The following is a 17,597-nucleotide window of genomic DNA, read 5'->3' on the forward strand; positions in this document are numbered from 1 at the left end:
AACGGTACTTGCATCTTCCCCCCTGCGCCCGCATAACTTGAGCCATGAATCTGCCCATCCCCACGGACGCGGCCCTGGCAGGCTTTCACCCCGCCGTCAGCGCCTGGTTCCGCAAGACTTTCCCGACGGTCACCGCCGCCCAGGCCCGCGCATGGCCGTTGATCCGCCAGCGCCGTTCGACGCTGATCGCTGCGCCCACCGGCTCGGGCAAAACCCTCACAGCCTTTCTCGCCGTACTCGATGATCTGGTTCACCGTGGCCTGGAAAACCCCGAAGGTTTGCCCGACGAAACCCTGGTGGTCTACGTCTCGCCATTGAAAGCGCTGTCCAACGACATCCGCATCAACCTGCAAAACCCGCTCGCTGGGATCACCGAACAACTGCGGCAGATGAACCTGCCGGAAGTACACATCACCACCGCCGTGCGCACCGGTGACACGCCGCAGAAAGAACGCGCGGCCATGCGCAAATCGGCACCGCACATTCTGGTGACCACACCGGAATCGCTTTACGTTCTGCTCGGCTCGGAATCGGGCCGCAAAATGCTCGGCACCACGCGCACAGTGATCATCGACGAAATCCACGCGATGGCCGCCGGCAAGCGCGGCAGTCATCTGGCCCTGAGCCTGGAGCGCCTGCAAGCGCTTTGCGCCGAACCGCTGACCCGCATCGGCCTGTCCGCCACACAGAAACCGGTGGAAGCCGTGGCGCAATTTCTCGTCGGCCATGAGCGCCCCTGCGAAATCATCGACATTGGCCACGCCCGGCCACGGGACCTGGGCATCGAAGTACCGCCCGTGCCGTTGTCGGCAGTCATGGCCAACGATGTCTGGGAGCTGGTCTACGACCGCCTCGCCGAACTCGCCCGCGAGCACCGCACCACGCTGATTTTCGTCAACACCCGGCGTCTCGCCGAGCGGCTTAGCCGGCACCTCAGCGAACGCCTCGGCAAGCACGCCGTGGCGGCGCACCACGGCAGTCTGGCCAAGGCGTTTCGCCTCGACGCCGAACAACGGCTCAAGCGCGGCGAACTGCAAGTGCTGATTGCCACCGCCTCACTGGAACTGGGCATTGATATCGGCGAAGTCGATCTGGTCTGTCAGATCGCGTCGCCGCGCTCCATCGCCGGGTTTCTGCAACGGGTCGGCCGCTCCGGCCACCAGGTCGGTGGCACACCGAAAGGCCGTTTGTTCGCCACCACCCGTGACGACCTGATCGAATGTGCCGCCCTGCTCGACTGCGTACGCCGAGGCGAACTCGATACCCTGCACATCCCGGTCGCGCCGCTGGATGTTTTGGCGCAGCAGATCATTGCCGAAGTCAGTTGCCAGGAATGGCCGGAGGACGCCTTGCTGGCGATGTTCCGCCAAGCCTCGCCCTACCGTGACCTTGACGAAAGACACTATCAGGCCCTGCTGAGCATGCTCGCCGAAGGCTACAACGGTCGCCAAGGCATTCGCAGCGCCTACCTGCACCGCGACGCCGTCAGCCGCACCTTGCGTGGCCGGCGTGGCGCAAAACTCGCTGCCGTGACCAGCGGCGGCACCATCCCCGACAACGCTGATTACAGCGTGATGCTCGAGCCGCAAGGCCTGAACATCGGCAGCGTCAACGAAGACTTCGCCGTGGAAAGCATTGCTGGCGACGTGTTCCAGCTCGGCAATACGTCCTATCGGATTCTGCGCGTGGAAACCGGCAAGGTGCGCGTCGAGGATGCCCACGGCCAGCCGCCGACCATTCCGTTCTGGCTCGGCGAAGCGCCGGGGCGCAGCGATGAATTGTCATCGGCTGTCGCCCGCCTGCAAGCGCAGCTCGACGCGTTGCTCGGCGCCAGCCCCGGCGATCTGCAACCGGCGCTCGACTGGCTGACGCACACCCTCGGCCTCAACCGCGCCAGCGCCGAGCAACTGGTCGAATACCTCGCCTGCGCCCGTCAGACCCTCGGCGCCCTGCCGTCGCAGGACACGCTGTTGATGGAGCGTTTTTTCGACGAGTCCGGCGGCACGCAATTGATCATCCACTCGCCGTTCGGCAGCCGTATCAACCGCGCCTGGGGCCTGGCCCTGCGCAAGCGATTCTGCCGCACCTTCAATTTCGAATTGCAGGCTGCCGCCAGCGAAGACGCGATCGTGCTGTCGCTGTCCACCAGCCACAGCTTTGAACTCGATGACGTCTGGCGTTACCTGCACAGCAACAGCGCCGAGCACATCCTTATTCAAGCGGTGCTCGATGCGCCGCTGTTCGGCGTGCGCTGGCGCTGGAATGCCGGGGTGGCATTGGCGCTGCCGCGTTTTACCGGTGGGCGCAAAGTCGCTCCGCAGTTGCAGCGGATGAAAAGCGAAGACCTGATTGCCAGCGTGTTTCCCGACCAGATCGCCTGCCTGGAAAACCTCGCCGGCGAACGGGAAATTCCCGAGCATCCACTGATCGAGCAAACCCTCGACGATTGCCTGCATGAAGCGATGGACAGCGAGGGCTGGCTGAATCTGCTGCGGCGCATGGAGCGTGGCGAGGTGCGTTTGATCAGTCGCGATCTGCCGGCGCCTTCGCCGCTCGCGGCAGAAATTCTCAGTGCGCGGCCGTACACCTTTCTCGACGATGCACCGCTGGAAGAACGTCGCACCCAAGCGGTGATCAACCGGCGCTGGAGCGATCCGCAATCGACCGATGATCTCGGTGCGCTGGACGCGGACGCTATTAACGCCGTGCGCGAAGAAGCCTGGCCGACGCCGAGCACAGTGGATGAAATACACGAGGCGTTGATGAGCCTGGCGTGCATCAGCGATGAGGAGGTGCAAGCGAACGAAGGATGGCGTGCATGGCTGGAAAATCTGGCCAGCAGTGGTCGCGCCTGCCGTTTGCAAATCGATCCTGAGCATTGGTTATGGCTGGCCCGCGAACGCCTGACCTGTCTGCAAGCGCTTTATCCACAGGCCAAATTGCAAGACGAACTGGAGGCGTTACCGGGGTTCGATGAAGCCTGGACGTTCGACGAGGCCTTGGTCGAAGTGCTCCGCGCGCGACTCGGTGCGTTCGGCCCACTGCCATTGCCCGCCATCGCCGAACCGCTCGAATTGCCGGCCGCGCAAGTCCATCAGACCCTCGCACAACTGGAGCGCGAAGGTTATGTGCTGCGTGGTCAATTCACGCCGAAACTCAATGTCGAAGAATGGTGCGAACGCCACCTGCTCGCGCGCATTCATCGCTACACGGTCAAGCGCCTGCGCCGGGAAATCGAACCGGTGGCGTTGCAGGATTTCATGCGGTTTCTGTTCGACTGGCAGCATCTCTCGCCTTCTACTCGCGGTCAGGGTAGAGCCGTGTTGCCGGCGATTATCGGTCAGTTCGAAGGCTACGCGGCGGCGGCTTCGGCGTGGGACAGCGATATCCTCCCGGCGCGATTAAAAGACTATTCGCCAAGTTGGCTGGATGAGCTGTGCCGCAACGGCAAACTGGTGTGGACGCGCCTCAGTGCCCGGCAAAAAATCAGCGGTACGGCGTTGCGCAGCACGCCTATCGTGCTGCTGCCGCGCAGTCAGGTCGGCCTGTGGAGTGCGCTGGCCGAACAGACGCCGGTGAGCGAACTTTCGCCGAAAACCCAGAAGGTTTTTGAAGCCTTGAGCCAGCACGGCGCGCTATTTTTCGATGAGCTGATTCATGAAGCGCACCTGCTGCGCACCGAGCTGGAAATCGCCTTGCAGGAACTGGTCGGCGCCGGCCTGGTGAACGCCGACAGCTTCGCCGGCCTGCGCGCGCTGATCACCCCGGCGAGCAAGCGCCAGCAGCGCAGCAGTCGTCGCGGGCGCGGGGCGTTTATCGGTGGGATGGATGATGCCGGGCGCTGGGCCTTGCTGCGGCGCGGGGCGGCTGTGGATAACAGCGAAATCCTTGAACATGTCGCGATGACATTGTTGCGGCGCTATGGCGTGGTGTTCTGGCGTTTGCTGGAACGCGAGGCGGACTGGTTGCCGAGTTGGCGCGAATTGCTGCGCACGTTTCATCGGCTGGAGGCGCGCGGCGAGATTCGCGGTGGGCGGTTTGTCAGTGGTTTGGCGGGGGAACAGTTTGCCTTGCCCGAGGCGATTCCGTTGTTACGCGAAGTTCGGCGGCGACCGCATGACGGTAGTTTGATTGCGGTGTGCGGGGTGGATCCGTTGAACCTGGCCGGGACGCTGCTGCCGGGGGTGAAAGTGCCGGCACTGGTGAGTAATCGGTTAGTGTATCGCGATGGATTGCCGGCGGCGGCGGAGATTGCCGGCAAGCAGCAGTTTTGGCTGGAGCTGGATCAGATTGATATGGAGCATGTGCGCGGCAAATTGATCCGGCATTGAGGGTGTTTGGGCTGACGTCTTCGCGAGCAGGCTCGCTCCCACAGTTTGATCGCGTTCCCCCTGTGGGAGCGAGCCTGCTCGCGAAAGGGCCGGCACAGCCTCACAAAATCCTGCATTAAGTCCGCGATTCCTGTGGCACCTCGCTTGCCACGACCTCACCCTCCTGCTGCCGTTTCGGCAACAAAACCTGCTGTGGATAAGTCTGCGCGAAATGCACGGTCGCGGTGTTATCCACAAGCTTCTTCAACCGCTGGTTGAACGCCCGACTCACCGCATACTGCCCCCCCGACACAGTGCGGAATTGCGCCGTCAGCACCACGCCATTCAAATCCATCTTGTCCACGCCAAACACGTCCAGCGGCCCTTGCAGGTTGTACTTGAGGAACGGGTCTTCGCGGATCGAATCACCGGTCTCGCGGATCAGCTCGATGGCTTTATCCACGTCCGTGTCATAAGTGAACTGCACCGAGAAAAACGCAAAGGCAAACTGCCGCGATTGGTTGGTCACAGCCTTGATCTGGCCGAACGGCACCGAGTGCACAAAGCCCTTGCCGTCGCGCAGACGCAAGGTACGAATGGTCAAACCCTCGACCGTGCCGGCGTGCCCGGAATCGAGCACCACCCAATCACCAATCGACAGGGTGTCCTCGATGATGATGAACAGCCCGGTGATCACGTCCTGCACCAGTTGCTGCGAACCGAAACCGATGGCCAGACCGACCACCCCGGCACCGGCCAGCAGTGGCGCAACGTTGATCCCCAGGTTAGCCATGGTAGTGATCGCGCAAATCACCACAAGGATGATTTTGATCGCGTTGCGCAGCAGCGGCAGAATGGTTTTTACCCGCGTACTTGGCTGGCGTGCGCCGCGCTTGCTGACCGGTGGTTTCAGCGCTTCCTGAATTGCCGTGTCGAGTACCACCCACAGTAACCACGTCACCAGGAAGATCAGACCGATGCTGCTCAGCGCGTTGCTGATGGCCCGACCGACCGTGCTGCTCTGGGCAAAATCGAGCAGCGACACGCCCCAGATCCGCCCGAGGATATCGATGAACGCGATGGCGATGACAATCCGCAGCAAGGCGTGCAACAGGCTGAGAAAACGCTCCTTGTAGGCACTGCTGCGCTGGATCGCTTCGGCTTTTCGTGACTTGAACAGATGCTGCAGGATCGTGCTGAGGAACACCGTGCCGATCAGCAGCACCGTGGTAAACAGCGCGCAGCGCAAGGCTTTCTGATTGTCCTCGCCGATGCCGATCAGATTGACCGCAGAGACCAGCACCATCAGCACGATCGGCCAATACCACAGCCCGGAAAAAATCCGCAGCGACTCCTGCAACGAGGGCTGTTTCAGCCGCTGGCTCAGCGAGCGATTGCGGATCAGGTGTGCCACCGGGCGACGCAGGCGAATCACCAGCAAACCGAAAATGATCGAGGCGACCAACCCGGTAAACACCGCGATGCTGCTGGTGATATTGCCACCCAATTGACGGGCGATCTGCGGGCTGGTCAGCGCATCGCTGAGAGCAGCGAGGAAGCCGATCAGGAACAGCGGGCGCGGGCAATAATCACGAATGATCCGCGCCGCCGGACGTTTATGGCCGACGTTGAACATCACCACCACGCACAACAACATCGAGGTGGAAAAGATTCCGCTGCTGGTGGCGTAGGCCAGACACAGCGCAAGCGCGCGCCCTACCGAGGCTTGCAGAAAATGGCTGACATACAACGTCAGCGGCAGGCAGATCAGCGCCGGCACGGTGTACGGCAGCAAGTAACCAATAAGATCCTGACTGCGCTGACGGGTGCGCAACCAGCGGCCCTCGCGCAGGCGCTTGGCCAACAGACTGCCCAGTACGGTCAATAACGCGAAACTGCCAAGCCAGACGCCCGACAGCGTGAGGAAATCCCCGGCGACGCTCCAGCCCGAGCGGTTCGACGGTTGATTGACCAGTTTGTCGACTTCATCGGCGGCGCGATCGGCGCGCAGGCGCCAGGCGTCGACCAGGTGTTCGTTGAGATCGAGTTTGTCCTGGACGTCGTCGATGCTTGAACTGATCGCACCGAGCAGACCACCCTGCACAATCGGTTCAGGTTTGGCCGCTTCTTCGGTGGCGGCCGGGATGCCCGGTAATGCGGCGGCGTCGATTTCACTGGCGCCGAGAAACAACAGTGCTCCCAGCAGAATAGCGATCCTGAACTTGACCAAAACTCCGATCTCCCTTGGCTGAACCTGTAAGGAACTGATCGGTAATTGCACAGCAAGTTCAAGAGCGCCCTCACCCCAGCCCTCTCCCGGAGGGAGAGGGAGCTGACCGAGTTGCCTGCGAGAAGTACACCGACTTGCAAATCCGGAGTCGAACTCAAACCCTGAAAACCATGAAGATCTGCTCCCTTCCCCCTCGCCCCCTCTGGGGGAGAGGGTTGGGGTGAGGGGGAGCGCTTTTGATCTTCACCTTAAAGACGTGACCGTCCGTAATACCGTCGAAACTTTCCCGCACCGCCCACAGTCATCAAAAGATACCGGCAACACGAGGACTTTCAACGGGAGGGCGGCATGGCGACGATTCACATCGGTATTTCCGGCTGGCGCTACGCACCGTGGCGCGGGGACTTCTACCCCAAGGGACTGGCGCAAAAACGCGAATTGCAGTTCGCGTCGCGGGCGGTCAACAGCATCGAAATCAATGGGTCGTTCTACGCCCTGCAACGGCCCGAACGTTACGCCCAGTGGTATGCCGAAACACCCGACGACTTCGTCTTCAGCGTCAAGGCGCCGCGCTTCATCACCCATATCCGTCGCTTGCGCGAGATCGAAAAACCGCTGGCCAATTTCTTCGCCTCCGGGGTGCTGGAACTCAAGGAAAAACTTGGCCCGATCCTTTGGCAATTCCCGCCAAACTTCAAATTCGAACCCGAGCGCTTCGAACATTTCCTCGCGCTACTGCCCCACGACACCGAAGCCGCCGCCACCCTCGCCCATCAACACGATTCGCACCTGCACGGCCACGCCAGCATGAAAGCCTGGCGCAAAAAGCCGCTGCGCCATGCCGTGGAAATCCGCAACGAGAGCTTCATCGACCCCGAGTTCGTGCGCTTGTTGAAACGCCACAACACCGCGCTGGTGATCGCCGACACCGCGGACAAATGGCCGTACCGCGAAGACCTCACCAGCGACTTTGTCTATTTGCGCCTGCACGGCGCCGAAGCGCTTTACGCCAGCGGCTACACCGCCCCGGCCCTCAAGCGCTGGGCCGAGCGCATCGACGCCTGGCACCACGGCGAGCAACCCAAAGATGCGCATTTGATTGCGCCACGCCTGAAGCCGCGCGCGCGCAAATCCCGCGAAGTGTTCTGCTACTTCGACAACGACATCAAAGTCCGCGCGCCCTATGACGCCCGCGATCTGCTGCATCGCTTCGAACTGGATAAAGACCTCGCCACCCGCCCCGGCGAAACGGCTGGCGAAGGAGTGTTGGCATGAGCATTCCAGAACCGGTCGGCTTCACCGATGAAGGCTCGGTGGTCGCGCCTTCAGTGCGCACCTTCACTGTGCTGACGGTCAACACCCACAAGGGTTTTACCGCGCTCAACCGGCGCTTCATCCTGCCGGAGTTGCGCGAAGCGGTGCGCAGCGTGGCCGCCGACGTGGTGTTCCTGCAGGAAGTCCATGGCACCCACGAGCATCATCCCAAGCGCTACAGCAATTGGCCGACAATGCCGCAGTACGAGTTCCTCGCCGACAGCCTCTGGCCGCAGTTCGCCTACGGACGCAACGCGGTGTACCCGGAGGGTGACCACGGCAACGCGTTGCTGTCGAAATTCCAGATCATCCGTCACGACAACCTCGACGTGTCGATCAACGGCCACGAGAACCGCGGCCTGCTGCATTGCGTGCTGCGCCTGCCCGGTGACGGCACCGAGGTGCATGCGATCTGCGTGCATCTGGGCCTGCGCGAAAGTCATCGCAACGCCCAACTGGATTTGCTCATGCAACGCCTCGCGGAGCTGCCAGATGACGCACCGGTGATCGTCGCGGGCGATTTCAACGACTGGCGCCAGCGCGCCGATGCGCAGCTCAAACCTTGCGGCCTGCGCGAAGTGTTCGCCGAGCACCAGGGCAAACCGGCGCGCAGTTTTCCCGCGCGCCTGCCAGCACTTCGGCTTGATCGTATTTACGTGCGCAACCTCAAGGCCAGCCAGCCGAAAGTCCTGGCGAACCGGCCATGGTCGCACCTTTCCGACCACGTTCCTTTATCGGTAGAGATCGAACTATGAGCAGCGCGCCGCTGGAGAAATCCGCCGTGGAACCGATAGCCATCAACCCGCCGATCCGCGAGCCCGGCCACGTTGATGTCGAGTACAGCTGGCAGGGCAACAATCGGGTCGAGTTGCTGGAAAACGGTGAGGAATATTTCCCGCGGGTGTTCGAAGCGATGCGCGCGGCGAAGAGTGAAATCCTCCTCGAGACCTTTATCGTTTTCGAAGATAAGGTCGGTGCCGAATTACAGGAGATTCTGATCGACGCTGCCCGGCGCGGTGTGCGCACCACGGTCAGTCTCGACGGTTTCGGTTGCGGTGAGTTGACCACCGGTTATCTGACCGCGCTGAGCGAAGCCGGCGTACACCTGCAAATCTTTGACCCGGCGCCGAAACGTCTGGGCATCCGCACCAATTGGTTCCGTCGTTTGCACCGCAAGATCGTGGTGGTCGACGGGTTGATCGCGTTCATTGGCGGGATCAACTTTTCCGGCGATCACCTGGCCGATTTCGGCCCCGAAGCCAAGCAGGACTACTCGGTGCAAGTGCAGGGGCCAGCGGTCGCCGACATTCACCACTTCGCCCTGCTGCAAAGTGGTCGTCCCGGTCGTGCACGCTTCTGGTGGCAACGCCGGCGCCAGCGTCGCGCCGAGATGGCCTTCACTGATCACGATGGTCAGGTGCGCCTGGTGTTCCGCGATAACGACCAGCACCACTCCGACATCGAAGACGTGTATTTACAGGTACTGCGCCGCGCCAAACGCCGCGTGGTGATCGCCAACGCCTACTTCTTCCCCGGTTACCGCTTGCTAAGGGAAATCCGCAATGCAGCGCGGCGCGGGGTCGAAGTGCGGCTGATTCTGCAAGGCCAGCCGGACATGCTGGTGGCCAAACTCGCCGCGCGCATGACCTACGATTATTTACTCAAGGCCGGCGTACAGATTCACGAATATTGTCAGCGCCCGCTGCACGGCAAAGTCGCGCTGGTTGACGACGAATGGAGCACCGTCGGCTCAAGCAATCTCGACCCGCTGAGCCTGTCGCTCAACCTCGAAGCCAACGTGCTGATCCGCGACCGCGCGTTCAATCAGCATCTGTTCGAACGCCTCGAAGACCTCAGTCAAAACCATTGCAAAGCCATGAATGCCAGCAAGTCGCCGCGTGGCCGCATCTGGCACATGACCGTGGGTTTTCTGGTGTTCCACTTTCTGCGGCATTTCCCGGCGATGGCCGGTTGGCTGCCAGCGCACAAACCAAGGCTCAAGCCGTTTCGAGGTGACCGCTCATGAGCCATTCCGAGGTGCATTCCGCCCAGCATTCGGCGCCAGCAACGCACTCGAAATGGAGCCGCTGGAAGCGTCCGTTGACGCTGCTGTTTTTCCTCGCGCTGATCGTGTTGCTGACGATGTTCGCCACGCGCATCGAATGGGCCGAAGTGCTGCAGACCCTTGCCGACTTCAAGGTGCGCACACTGATCATCGCCGCCAGCCTGACGCTGCTGAGTTTTCTCGTGTACGCCAGTTTCGACCTGATCGGCCGCACTTACATTCGTCAGGACCTGACCTGGAAACAGATTCTGCCGGTAGGGATCATCAGCTATGCGTTCAACTTGAACCTGAGCGCGTGGGTGGGTGGCATCGCCATGCGCTATCGGCTGTATTCGCGTCTTGGCGTGAGCAAAAGCAACATCGCCAAGATCCTCGGTTTGAGCCTGGCGACCAATTGGTTTGGCTACATGACCATTGCCGGGGTGGTGTTCAGCAGTGGATTGGTGACAATGCCGCCGGGCTGGAAAATCAGCAGCAGTGCTCTACAAGGCATCGGCGTGCTGTTGCTGCTGATCAGCGTCGGCTATCTGGCTGCGTGTCAGTTTTCCAAACGCCGCGAGTGGTCGATTCGTGGCGTGGAAATCAATCTGCCGTCGTTGCGCATGGCAGTCCTGCAATTGCTGCTGGGGGCGTTGAACTGGTCACTGATGGCGGCGGTGATTTTCACCTTGCTGCCGAGCAAACTGGATTATCCGTTGGTGCTGGGCGTGCTGTTGATCAGTGCGATTGCCGGGGTCATCACCCACATTCCGGCAGGTCTTGGCGTGCTGGAAGCGGTGTTTGTGGCGTTGCTGCAACACGAAGCTTCGCGCGGCAGTCTGGTGGCGGGACTGTTGGCGTATCGGGCGATTTATTTTCTGCTGCCGTTGTTGATCACAGTCGTGATGTATCTGGTGGTTGAGGCCAAGGCCAAGGCGCTGCGAATAGAGAAGAAACCGTCCTGAGAGGGTTGCTGAGGCTGATGCCCTCTTCGCGAGCAAGCTCGCTCCCACAGGTTGAATGCATTCCAAATGTGGGAGCGAGCCTGCTCGCGAAGGCGTCCGAAAGAACACTGAAAGATCAAGCCGACTGAATGATGCTCAACCGCTCACCCACGACCATCTCGGTAATCCAGTCCACCAGAATCGAGGTGTACGCCTGCTGCGACACCGGCTCGCTCAACGCATGATCGGCACCGTCGATAATCCGATGGGTCAGTGAATGGGTCTGCTGACACGCCGCGCGGTAACTCATGATCGCCGCGTGTGGCACGTAATCGTCGGTTTCAGACTCCACCAGCAACACATCGCCGGCGAATTGCGAACAGGCATGCAGCGCCCGATTGGTGTCCGCGCGCACCAGCGTGCTGCGGTAATCACGCAAATCGGCCTTGTCCAGCTCACGCTTGGGTGTGTGCCATTGCTCGTCGCGGTACAGTGCCGGCACGCGCAACGCCAGCCAGCGTACCGGGCGCAGCGAGGTGAGGATCGCCGCCAGGTAACCGCCATAACTGGTGCCGACCACGGCGATCGCCGAGGTGTCGAGCGCCGGATGCGCGAGCAAGCGGTCATAGGCCGCGAGCAAATCACGCAGGTTATCTTCACGCGTAACGCGGGTCAGCGGGATCCCGGTGCCGCCGGTGTGTCCGCGCAAGTCGAAGGTCAGGCACACGCAACCGAGACCGGCGATGCCTTTGGCGCGCTCAAGGTCGCGCTCCTGACTACCGCCCCAACCATGGACAAACAACACCCCCGGCACTTTCGATTTGGGACTGAGAAAGGTCCCGCTCATCTGTTCATCATCAATGTCGATTTGAATGCTTTCGCTTCTAGCCGTCATAGGATTTGACCGTTACGTATTTGAGGAGAAATTCACTGTTTTCAGCCGGTCCGCGATAGACCTCGATGGCGTCCGCCGGCAGCGGCTGATCGATGTAGGTTTCCACCGAAGACACGCGGATCGCGCTCATCCCCGGATCATTGACGAAACTTTGTAGCGCTGCCACTTCGGCGCTGCTGGCACCGCCCATGCGCCAAGATTGCTCGAGCACGCCGCTGCGGGCTTTGCCGTTGCTGTCCAGGCCTTGGGCGATGTCATAGTTGCGCCGCGAAGCGTAGAAGCGCGGGTAGGCTTCATCGGCGGCGCTGTCGAAAATCTGCGCCTGTTCGATGGCCAGCCGTACATCATCCGCTAGATCCAGCGCTAGCAAATCGTCATAGCCGCCCTGCACCACCAGCAGGTTCGAGCCGCCGTACACGTCTTCGCCGTGGGCATCCTTGGTCAAGTATTGATCGCCACAGTAGCTCAGCACCTTGTCGCCGATGAATGACTGGCCGACGCTGTGGGTGACGACATCGCTCAAGTCCTGTTCCAGCACCACGCCCTCGCTGAACTGCTTTGCAATGTCGGGGCGGGCAAGGATTTCGTCGAAGGCGTCGAGGCTCTTGATCACTTCCTGGCCGCGACCGGCGCAGGCATGAACCGGCTTCAAGCGGATCGGGCCGCTGTACAGCAAATGCTCGGCAGCAGGCCGCGCATCTTCCAGCGCAAACACGCTGAGGCCATCGAGTACTACGTTACGCACGCGCTCCGAAAACAATGGCGACCAGCCTTGCGGCGCATGAGCCAGATGACTGCGCAAACCGTGGCTGATGGCTTTGGTGCAGATGAAATCGTGCTCGACAAAGCCACCCCACAAATCGTCAGGGCCTGTGATACCGAGTTGATGAGCGCTGGCAGCACCGACGATGGTTTGCGTCGGTAGCAGATACAGGTCACGGCCGCGGTGTTTGTCCGGGTCGTAGCTGCCGCCGAATTTGCATCCGAGAATCTGCGCCAGCCATCGCGCCAGAGACTTGTTGGTCTGTACTTCATGTTGCGGTGCGTCGGCGCGCACCGAGTGGGCGACGACGATTTTCCTGCGGGGTGTCGGGGTCATGCGTCCCCCTTCCATCGGTTCGATGACTGTAGCGGTGAGAGGTGCAGAGATCAGGCCAACGGCCACTCTACGAAAATCCTAGTCCAATCAGAAACTTGCCAGAGTCGTGCTGGCACCACGCCTGTTTCAATCTGCACGACGGCCCGTAAAATCCCGGCAATTTGCACGATCTATGGCCCTGTGGAATTCAATGTGGGAGCGAGCCTGCTCGCGAAGGCGTAGTGTCAGCGGACAGCAATTTCGCAGATCCACCGCTTTCGCGAGCAGGCTCACTCCTACATTAGATGTTCGTTGCTTTCGGGATCGGGGACACCCCAAACCGTGCCCGATAATCACTCGGCGCCAGCCCGGTGATCTTCTTGAATATCGCACGAAACGCGCCCGGATCCTGATAGCCCACCGTCCAGGCAATGTGATCGATCGTGCCATTGCTGAATTCCAGCATCTCGCGCGCCTTGCCGACCCGCAGATGCTGGCAGTACTCGGTCGGTTTCAACCCGCTCGCCGCGCGAAAACGCCGCAGAAAGGTGCGCTCCTCCAACCCCGCCCGCTCAGCCATTGCCGCCAGCGAAACATCCGTCGCACCGGTGCTTTGCAGCCAGTGCTGCACCTTGAGAATCGCCGCATCGCCATGCCCGAGAATCGGCGCGAAGTTACTGCCGCACTCACTGGCGCTGTCACTGTGCTCGATCACCAGAAATCGCGCGGTGCCGGTGGCAATGCTCGGCCCGAGCAACCTGTCGACCAGACGTAATCCCAGTTCCGACCACGCCATCAATCCGGCCGTGGTGATCAAGTCGCCGTCGTCGACAATCGGGGTATCAGCCTTGAGCTTGATCTTCGGGTAACGCTCGGCGAAGGCCTTGGCCGAGGTCCAGTGGGTGGTGGCGCTGCGGCCGTCGAGCAGACCGCTTTCGGCCAACATCAGCGAGCCTACGCAAACCCCGCCCAGCGTCGCACCGCGGGCATGTTGATCCCGTAACCATTGCATCAGGCTGGCCGGCGCCTGCGCCGCCGAGAACCCGCCGATCGATGGCGGAATCAGCACGGCCAGCAAAGCGCTGTCGTCACCCGCATGACTGGCGTAAGTGCGCGTTGGCGGCTGATCACCTTCGACCTGCCAGTGACTGACCCGCAGCACCGGCAACTGCGCGGCCTGATGTTCGGCAGCAATCCGGTTGGCCACCGCGAACAGATCAGTCAAACCATGCACCGCTGCCATCTGCGCGCCGGGATAGATCAGCACGCCCAGTTCAGCGATGGCAGCCCTTTCTGCGCCCATTGTCAGTTTTCCCCTGTCTATTGTCGGTGCGGCCAATCCTCGAATCGCTGGTCAGCACCAATACTGAAGCCACTTCCAGCCAACACATCGAGGACACACCCATGGTCAAGCAAGCGCTCATCGTAGTCGATATCCAGAACGACTACTTCCCCCAAGGCAAGTGGCCGCTGGCCGGTGCTGATGCCGCCGCCGACAATGCCGCCCGGCTGATCGCCGCGTTCCGCGAGAACAGTGATTCGGTAATACACATTCGCCACGAATTCACCTCAGCGGACGCGCCGTTTTTCACCCCGGGTTCGGAAGGCGCCAAGCTGCATCCGAAAGTGCTCAACCGCGCCGATGAACCGGTAGTGCTCAAGCACTTCGTCAACTCGTTCCGCGAAACCGAACTGCAAGCGATTCTCGACGAACAAGGCATCAAGGAACTGGTGGTGGTCGGCAGCATGAGCCACATGTGCGTTGACGGCATTACCCGGGCTGCGGCGGATCTCGGTTATGGCATGACGGTGATTCACGATGCCTGCGCCAGCCGTGACCTGGAATTCAACGGGCTTACTGTGCCGGCCGCCCACGTCCATGCTGCGTTCATGTCGGCGCTAGGGTTCGCCTACGCCAGCGTGGTCTCCACTGACGAATTCCTCGCCGCCCAGCGCTAAGCAACATTCTGCAAAAACACCAGGCCCGCCTTGCCGCGGGCCTTTTTTCGCCTGTCATAAAAATCTCACGCGTGAGCCATTGATGGCACTTTGAATTGGTTGTAGTGTGGCTCACGCGTGAGATATCCATAACCGAGCCATTGCCATGAAAAGCCGTTCCCCCACCGCGAAATCAGAGAGTCCCAAGGGGGAGCGCGCGAAACCGTCGGCGAAAAAACCGTCGAGCTTCTATATGAAGCAGATGCGCGCAGGCCTGGCAGCTGCCGGTTATGTGAAACACGAAACTTGGGTGCTTCCCGAAAACCGAAGCTTGCTCAAGCAAATGGAGCAACAGCTACGCCAACCGATTCTGGCTGGCTCTTTCATGTCGGAGAATTACATGAGCGCAGGCAACAACTGGACCATCGATAGCCTCTTCAACGCCCTCAAGGCTCTGGACGAGGTGGCTTCGCAAGAGATCACGCTGTCGCTGATCCAGAGCTCCGAACCCAGCATCAAGCTGGAAATGAACGAATTCGGCGGTCTGCCGATTCACATCGCCCTGGCCGGCCAGCAGATCATCGTCGACACCGTGCTGGTGGACATCGATTCGATCTCGGACGTAGCGGCCTTCAACGACGCCGTGTTGCGCAGCCGGGAAATGTTCCCGCTGTCGTCGATCGGTATCGAGTCGATGCCCAACGGGCAGACCGTTTACAACATGTTTGGCGCCCTCAGCGCCGACTCGAGCCTGACCAACGTCGTCACCGAGGTGAAAACCCTGGTCGACAACGTGCAGCGCGCGAGCGAAGCCTTCGAACACTTCTTCAAGTAATCAACAGGGAATATCCAATGACTCAGTCCATCTGGAGCAAGTTGTTCACCGCACTGCGCGGCGGTGCCAATGAAGTCGGCGAAGCGATCGCTGACCAACAGGCCCTGCGCATCCTCGACCAGGAAATCCGTGATGCCGACGGCGCGCTGTCGAACGCACGTCGCGAACTGGTCACCATCATGGCCAAACACAAACTGGCGGCAGACCGCGTGAGCGAGTACGACGCCAAGATCAAGGATCTGGAAGCCAAAGCCATCTCGGCGCTGAACGCCGGCCGTGAAGACCTGGCGCTGGAAGTGGCCGAAGCGATTTCGACCCTGACCAACGAACTGGATGTTGAGAAAAAGCAGAGCGACGAGTTCGGCACTTACGCCGAAAACATGCGCAAAGACATCAGCAAGGCCGAATCGCGGATCAAGAGCCTGCGCCAGCAAGTGGACATGGCCAAGGCCCGTGAAAGCGTGCAGAAAGCCCAGGTCAGCGCTTCCATCGCCAGCGGCGGTGCCAATGGCAAACTGGAAACTGCCGTCGGTACCTTGAACCGCCTGCAAGCCAAGCAGCAGCAACGTGCTGCCGAGCTGAGCGCGGCGGACGAACTGGCTGACGCGTCGACCGGCAACGACCTGGAACGCAAACTGCGCGACGCCGGCATCACGCCGAACGAAGGCAGCGCCAACGCGATTCTTGAGCGTCTGAAGCAAAAGTCTTCCCAGTAATCACTGCGGAAAAACAACCTGTGGGAGCGAGCTTGCTCGCGAAAGCGTCGTACCAGTCGACATCGATGTTGACTGACACGCCCTCTTCGCGAGCAAGCTCGCTCCCACATGGTTTACGGCGTGTCGTTCGCCGCTCAGCCCGGTACACTAGCCACGCTTTTTCGCCGACGAACACTTCCACCCGCTTCAAGGAACGTACCCATGGGATGGTTTAAAGACTTGCTGGGCACCAGCAACTGGCAGACCGCTGCGCCAACGCCGACCGTTGTCAGCGGTCCACTCGGCATGGCGCAAGGCAAAGCCGTCAGGTTCGATACGACGCTGGCGCTGTTGCTCGACGGTTCGACCACGGTGCGCGTGCCCTTCGATCAGGCGATCTGGAGTCACGGCTGGGTCGACCTCGGCCAGTCCAATAAACTGCACCGCTATTACATGAACGACGAGGATTTCTGGCTGCAGATCCACGTCACCGGTGACGATCAGATCGAATCGGTCACCCTGTTCAACTACCTCAGTTACGTGACCGTCAACAGTGACGCCGAACTGCAGCGCCTGGCCGGCCCCAACAGCCAGATCGGCTTGCCCGCCTACAACCACGACGGTGTCGAATACAACCGTGAGTGGGGCACCGAACAAGGCCAGACCGAACTGGTACCGATGACCGAACAAGTGGTCAATCCGGACGAGAGCTACACCATCGAACATCACTCCATGCTTTATGCGCGCGAGACCGGCCTGACCGATCGCCGCGAATTGCTGCTGTTCTCCGTCGAGCAGGACGAAGAAGGCACCGTCAGCCTGAGCACCTCGCTCGGCATCTCGCTGTACACGACAGATCTGAGCACCATTTAAAAAAGGAAGTTTTTCATGCTGGAAGTGCTGGCCGTTTCCCTGAACAAAACCGCACTGGTCGGTTTCGTCGTCTACCTCATCGGCGCCGTACTGTTGTTCATGCTGTTCCAATTCGTCTACACGCGCATCACGCCGCACAAGGAGTTCGAGCTGATTCGCTCCGGCAACGTTGCCGCCGCGATCGCTTTGTCCGGCGCGATCATCGGCTTCGCGATTCCGACCAGTAACGTGATTGCATTTTCGGTGAATGTTCTCGATTTCGTGCTCTGGGCGGTGATTGCCGCCGTCGTGCAACTGCTGGCGTTTCTGGCCACGGGTGTGGTGCTCAAAGGCACTTCGCAACGCATCGCCAACGGTGAAATCGCTTCGGGTATCTATGTCGCTGCGGTCGCGATCAGCGTCGGCATGCTCAATGCGGCGTGCATGACACCGTCCAACTGA

At 60.8% G+C, this 17,597-nt stretch carries 14 protein-coding genes and 1 pseudogene; 11 read left to right on the forward strand and 4 right to left on the reverse strand.

What is annotated here, in order from left to right:
• Positions 1 to 44 precede the first annotated feature (44 nt).
• Complete coding sequence (locus PspS49_RS26165; protein WP_160041992.1) at positions 45 to 4,331, forward strand: DEAD/DEAH box helicase; 4,287 nt, start codon at positions 45 to 47, stop codon at positions 4,329 to 4,331.
• 115 nt (positions 4,332 to 4,446) lie between these two features.
• Here the strand turns inward: PspS49_RS26165 and PspS49_RS26170 are convergent, their stop codons facing one another.
• A complete protein-coding gene (locus PspS49_RS26170; RefSeq protein WP_160041994.1) occupies positions 4,447 to 6,540 on the reverse strand; it encodes a mechanosensitive ion channel family protein in 2,094 nt (697 codons plus the stop codon).
• Between the two features lie 348 nt (positions 6,541 to 6,888).
• On the opposite strand from PspS49_RS26170, the gene PspS49_RS26175 reads away from it, so the two are divergent.
• Genes PspS49_RS26175 through PspS49_RS26190 form a run of 4 tightly spaced genes read left to right on the forward strand, consistent with a single transcriptional unit; the run spans position 6,889 to position 10,863 of the window.
• The gene (locus tag PspS49_RS26175) at positions 6,889 to 7,815 is read left to right on the forward strand and encodes a DUF72 domain-containing protein (RefSeq protein WP_160041996.1); all 927 of its coding nucleotides are present in this window, start codon (positions 6,889 to 6,891) and stop codon (positions 7,813 to 7,815) included.
• On the forward strand, positions 7,812 to 8,609 hold the full coding sequence (locus tag PspS49_RS26180; RefSeq protein ID WP_038362074.1) for an endonuclease/exonuclease/phosphatase family protein: 798 nt from the start codon (positions 7,812 to 7,814) through the stop codon (positions 8,607 to 8,609). Before PspS49_RS26175 ends, PspS49_RS26180 begins: the two co-directional genes overlap by 4 nt.
• On the forward strand, positions 8,606 to 9,880 hold the full coding sequence (clsB, locus tag PspS49_RS26185; RefSeq protein WP_160041998.1) for a cardiolipin synthase ClsB: 1,275 nt from the start codon (positions 8,606 to 8,608) through the stop codon (positions 9,878 to 9,880). Before PspS49_RS26180 ends, clsB begins: the two co-directional genes overlap by 4 nt.
• Positions 9,877 to 10,863 carry a lysylphosphatidylglycerol synthase domain-containing protein gene (locus PspS49_RS26190; protein WP_150650675.1) on the forward strand — a complete coding sequence of 329 codons (987 nt, stop codon included), beginning with the start codon at positions 9,877 to 9,879 and terminating at the stop codon, positions 10,861 to 10,863. Before clsB ends, PspS49_RS26190 begins: the two co-directional genes overlap by 4 nt.
• Before the next feature lie 115 nt (positions 10,864 to 10,978).
• On the opposite strand, the gene PspS49_RS26195 is transcribed toward PspS49_RS26190, so the two are convergent.
• The 3 genes from PspS49_RS26195 to PspS49_RS26205 form a co-directional block, all read right to left on the reverse strand.
• Positions 10,979 to 11,737, reverse strand: coding sequence for an alpha/beta fold hydrolase (locus PspS49_RS26195; protein WP_160042000.1), 759 nt, complete (start codon positions 11,735 to 11,737; stop codon positions 10,979 to 10,981).
• Positions 11,727 to 12,836: a DUF3182 family protein gene (locus PspS49_RS26200; RefSeq protein WP_160042002.1), complete on the reverse strand. Its 1,110-nt coding sequence runs from the start codon at positions 12,834 to 12,836 to the stop codon at positions 11,727 to 11,729. The genes PspS49_RS26195 and PspS49_RS26200 overlap by 11 nt, the downstream gene beginning before the upstream one ends.
• 280 nt (positions 12,837 to 13,116) lie before the next feature.
• Positions 13,117 to 14,118 carry a GlxA family transcriptional regulator gene (locus PspS49_RS26205; RefSeq protein WP_127929960.1) on the reverse strand — a complete coding sequence of 334 codons (1,002 nt, stop codon included), beginning with the start codon at positions 14,116 to 14,118 and terminating at the stop codon, positions 13,117 to 13,119.
• Positions 14,119 to 14,219: 101 nt separating this feature from the next.
• On the opposite strand from PspS49_RS26205, the gene PspS49_RS26210 reads away from it, so the two are divergent.
• From PspS49_RS26210 to PspS49_RS26230, 6 genes and pseudogenes are all read left to right on the forward strand, one after another.
• Positions 14,220 to 14,774 carry a cysteine hydrolase family protein gene (locus PspS49_RS26210; RefSeq protein ID WP_160042004.1) on the forward strand — a complete coding sequence of 185 codons (555 nt, stop codon included), beginning with the start codon at positions 14,220 to 14,222 and terminating at the stop codon, positions 14,772 to 14,774.
• A 145-nt stretch (positions 14,775 to 14,919) separates the two neighbouring features.
• Positions 14,920 to 15,588 (forward strand): YjfI family protein, encoded by a 669-nt coding sequence (locus tag PspS49_RS26215; protein ID WP_095122196.1) that lies wholly within the window; start codon positions 14,920 to 14,922, stop codon positions 15,586 to 15,588.
• A gap of 17 nt (positions 15,589 to 15,605) precedes the next feature.
• The gene (locus PspS49_RS26220; RefSeq protein WP_160042006.1) at positions 15,606 to 16,304 is read left to right on the forward strand and encodes a PspA/IM30 family protein; all 699 of its coding nucleotides are present in this window, start codon (positions 15,606 to 15,608) and stop codon (positions 16,302 to 16,304) included.
• A pseudogene (locus PspS49_RS29940) lies at positions 16,304 to 16,411 on the forward strand (metal ABC transporter ATP-binding protein); the annotation flags it as partial. The gene PspS49_RS26220 and the pseudogene PspS49_RS29940, both read left to right, overlap by 1 nt.
• Positions 16,412 to 16,505: 94 nt before the next feature.
• Positions 16,506 to 17,156 (forward strand): DUF2491 family protein, encoded by a 651-nt coding sequence (locus PspS49_RS26225; protein WP_127929962.1) that lies wholly within the window; start codon positions 16,506 to 16,508, stop codon positions 17,154 to 17,156.
• 15 nt (positions 17,157 to 17,171) lie between these two features.
• Positions 17,172 to 17,597: a DUF350 domain-containing protein gene (locus tag PspS49_RS26230; RefSeq protein ID WP_160042008.1), complete on the forward strand. Its 426-nt coding sequence runs from the start codon at positions 17,172 to 17,174 to the stop codon at positions 17,595 to 17,597.

Source organism: Pseudomonas sp. S49, assembly GCF_009866785.1.
GTDB lineage: Bacteria > Pseudomonadota > Gammaproteobacteria > Pseudomonadales > Pseudomonadaceae > Aquipseudomonas.

Excerpts from the sequence above, each read along its gene's own strand:
- PspS49_RS26230 (WP_160042008.1), top strand. The coding sequence starts at position 17,172 with ATGCTGGAAGTGCTGGCCGTTTCCCTGAACAAAACCGCACTGGTCGGT.
- PspS49_RS26180 (WP_038362074.1), top strand. The coding sequence starts at position 7,812 with ATGAGCATTCCAGAACCGGTCGGCTTCACCGATGAAGGCTCGGTGGTC.
- PspS49_RS26215 (WP_095122196.1), top strand. The coding sequence starts at position 14,920 with ATGAAAAGCCGTTCCCCCACCGCGAAATCAGAGAGTCCCAAGGGGGAG.
- PspS49_RS26195 (WP_160042000.1), bottom strand. The coding sequence starts at position 11,737 with ATGACGGCTAGAAGCGAAAGCATTCAAATCGACATTGATGATGAACAG.
- PspS49_RS26200 (WP_160042002.1), bottom strand. The coding sequence starts at position 12,836 with ATGACCCCGACACCCCGCAGGAAAATCGTCGTCGCCCACTCGGTGCGC.
- PspS49_RS26225 (WP_127929962.1), top strand. The coding sequence starts at position 16,506 with ATGGGATGGTTTAAAGACTTGCTGGGCACCAGCAACTGGCAGACCGCT.
- PspS49_RS26165 (WP_160041992.1), top strand. The coding sequence starts at position 45 with ATGAATCTGCCCATCCCCACGGACGCGGCCCTGGCAGGCTTTCACCCC.
- PspS49_RS26190 (WP_150650675.1), top strand. The coding sequence starts at position 9,877 with ATGAGCCATTCCGAGGTGCATTCCGCCCAGCATTCGGCGCCAGCAACG.
- PspS49_RS26175 (WP_160041996.1), top strand. The coding sequence starts at position 6,889 with ATGGCGACGATTCACATCGGTATTTCCGGCTGGCGCTACGCACCGTGG.
- PspS49_RS26210 (WP_160042004.1), top strand. The coding sequence starts at position 14,220 with ATGGTCAAGCAAGCGCTCATCGTAGTCGATATCCAGAACGACTACTTC.
- PspS49_RS26220 (WP_160042006.1), top strand. The coding sequence starts at position 15,606 with ATGACTCAGTCCATCTGGAGCAAGTTGTTCACCGCACTGCGCGGCGGT.
- clsB (WP_160041998.1), top strand. The coding sequence starts at position 8,606 with ATGAGCAGCGCGCCGCTGGAGAAATCCGCCGTGGAACCGATAGCCATC.
- PspS49_RS26205 (WP_127929960.1), bottom strand. The coding sequence starts at position 14,118 with ATGGGCGCAGAAAGGGCTGCCATCGCTGAACTGGGCGTGCTGATCTAT.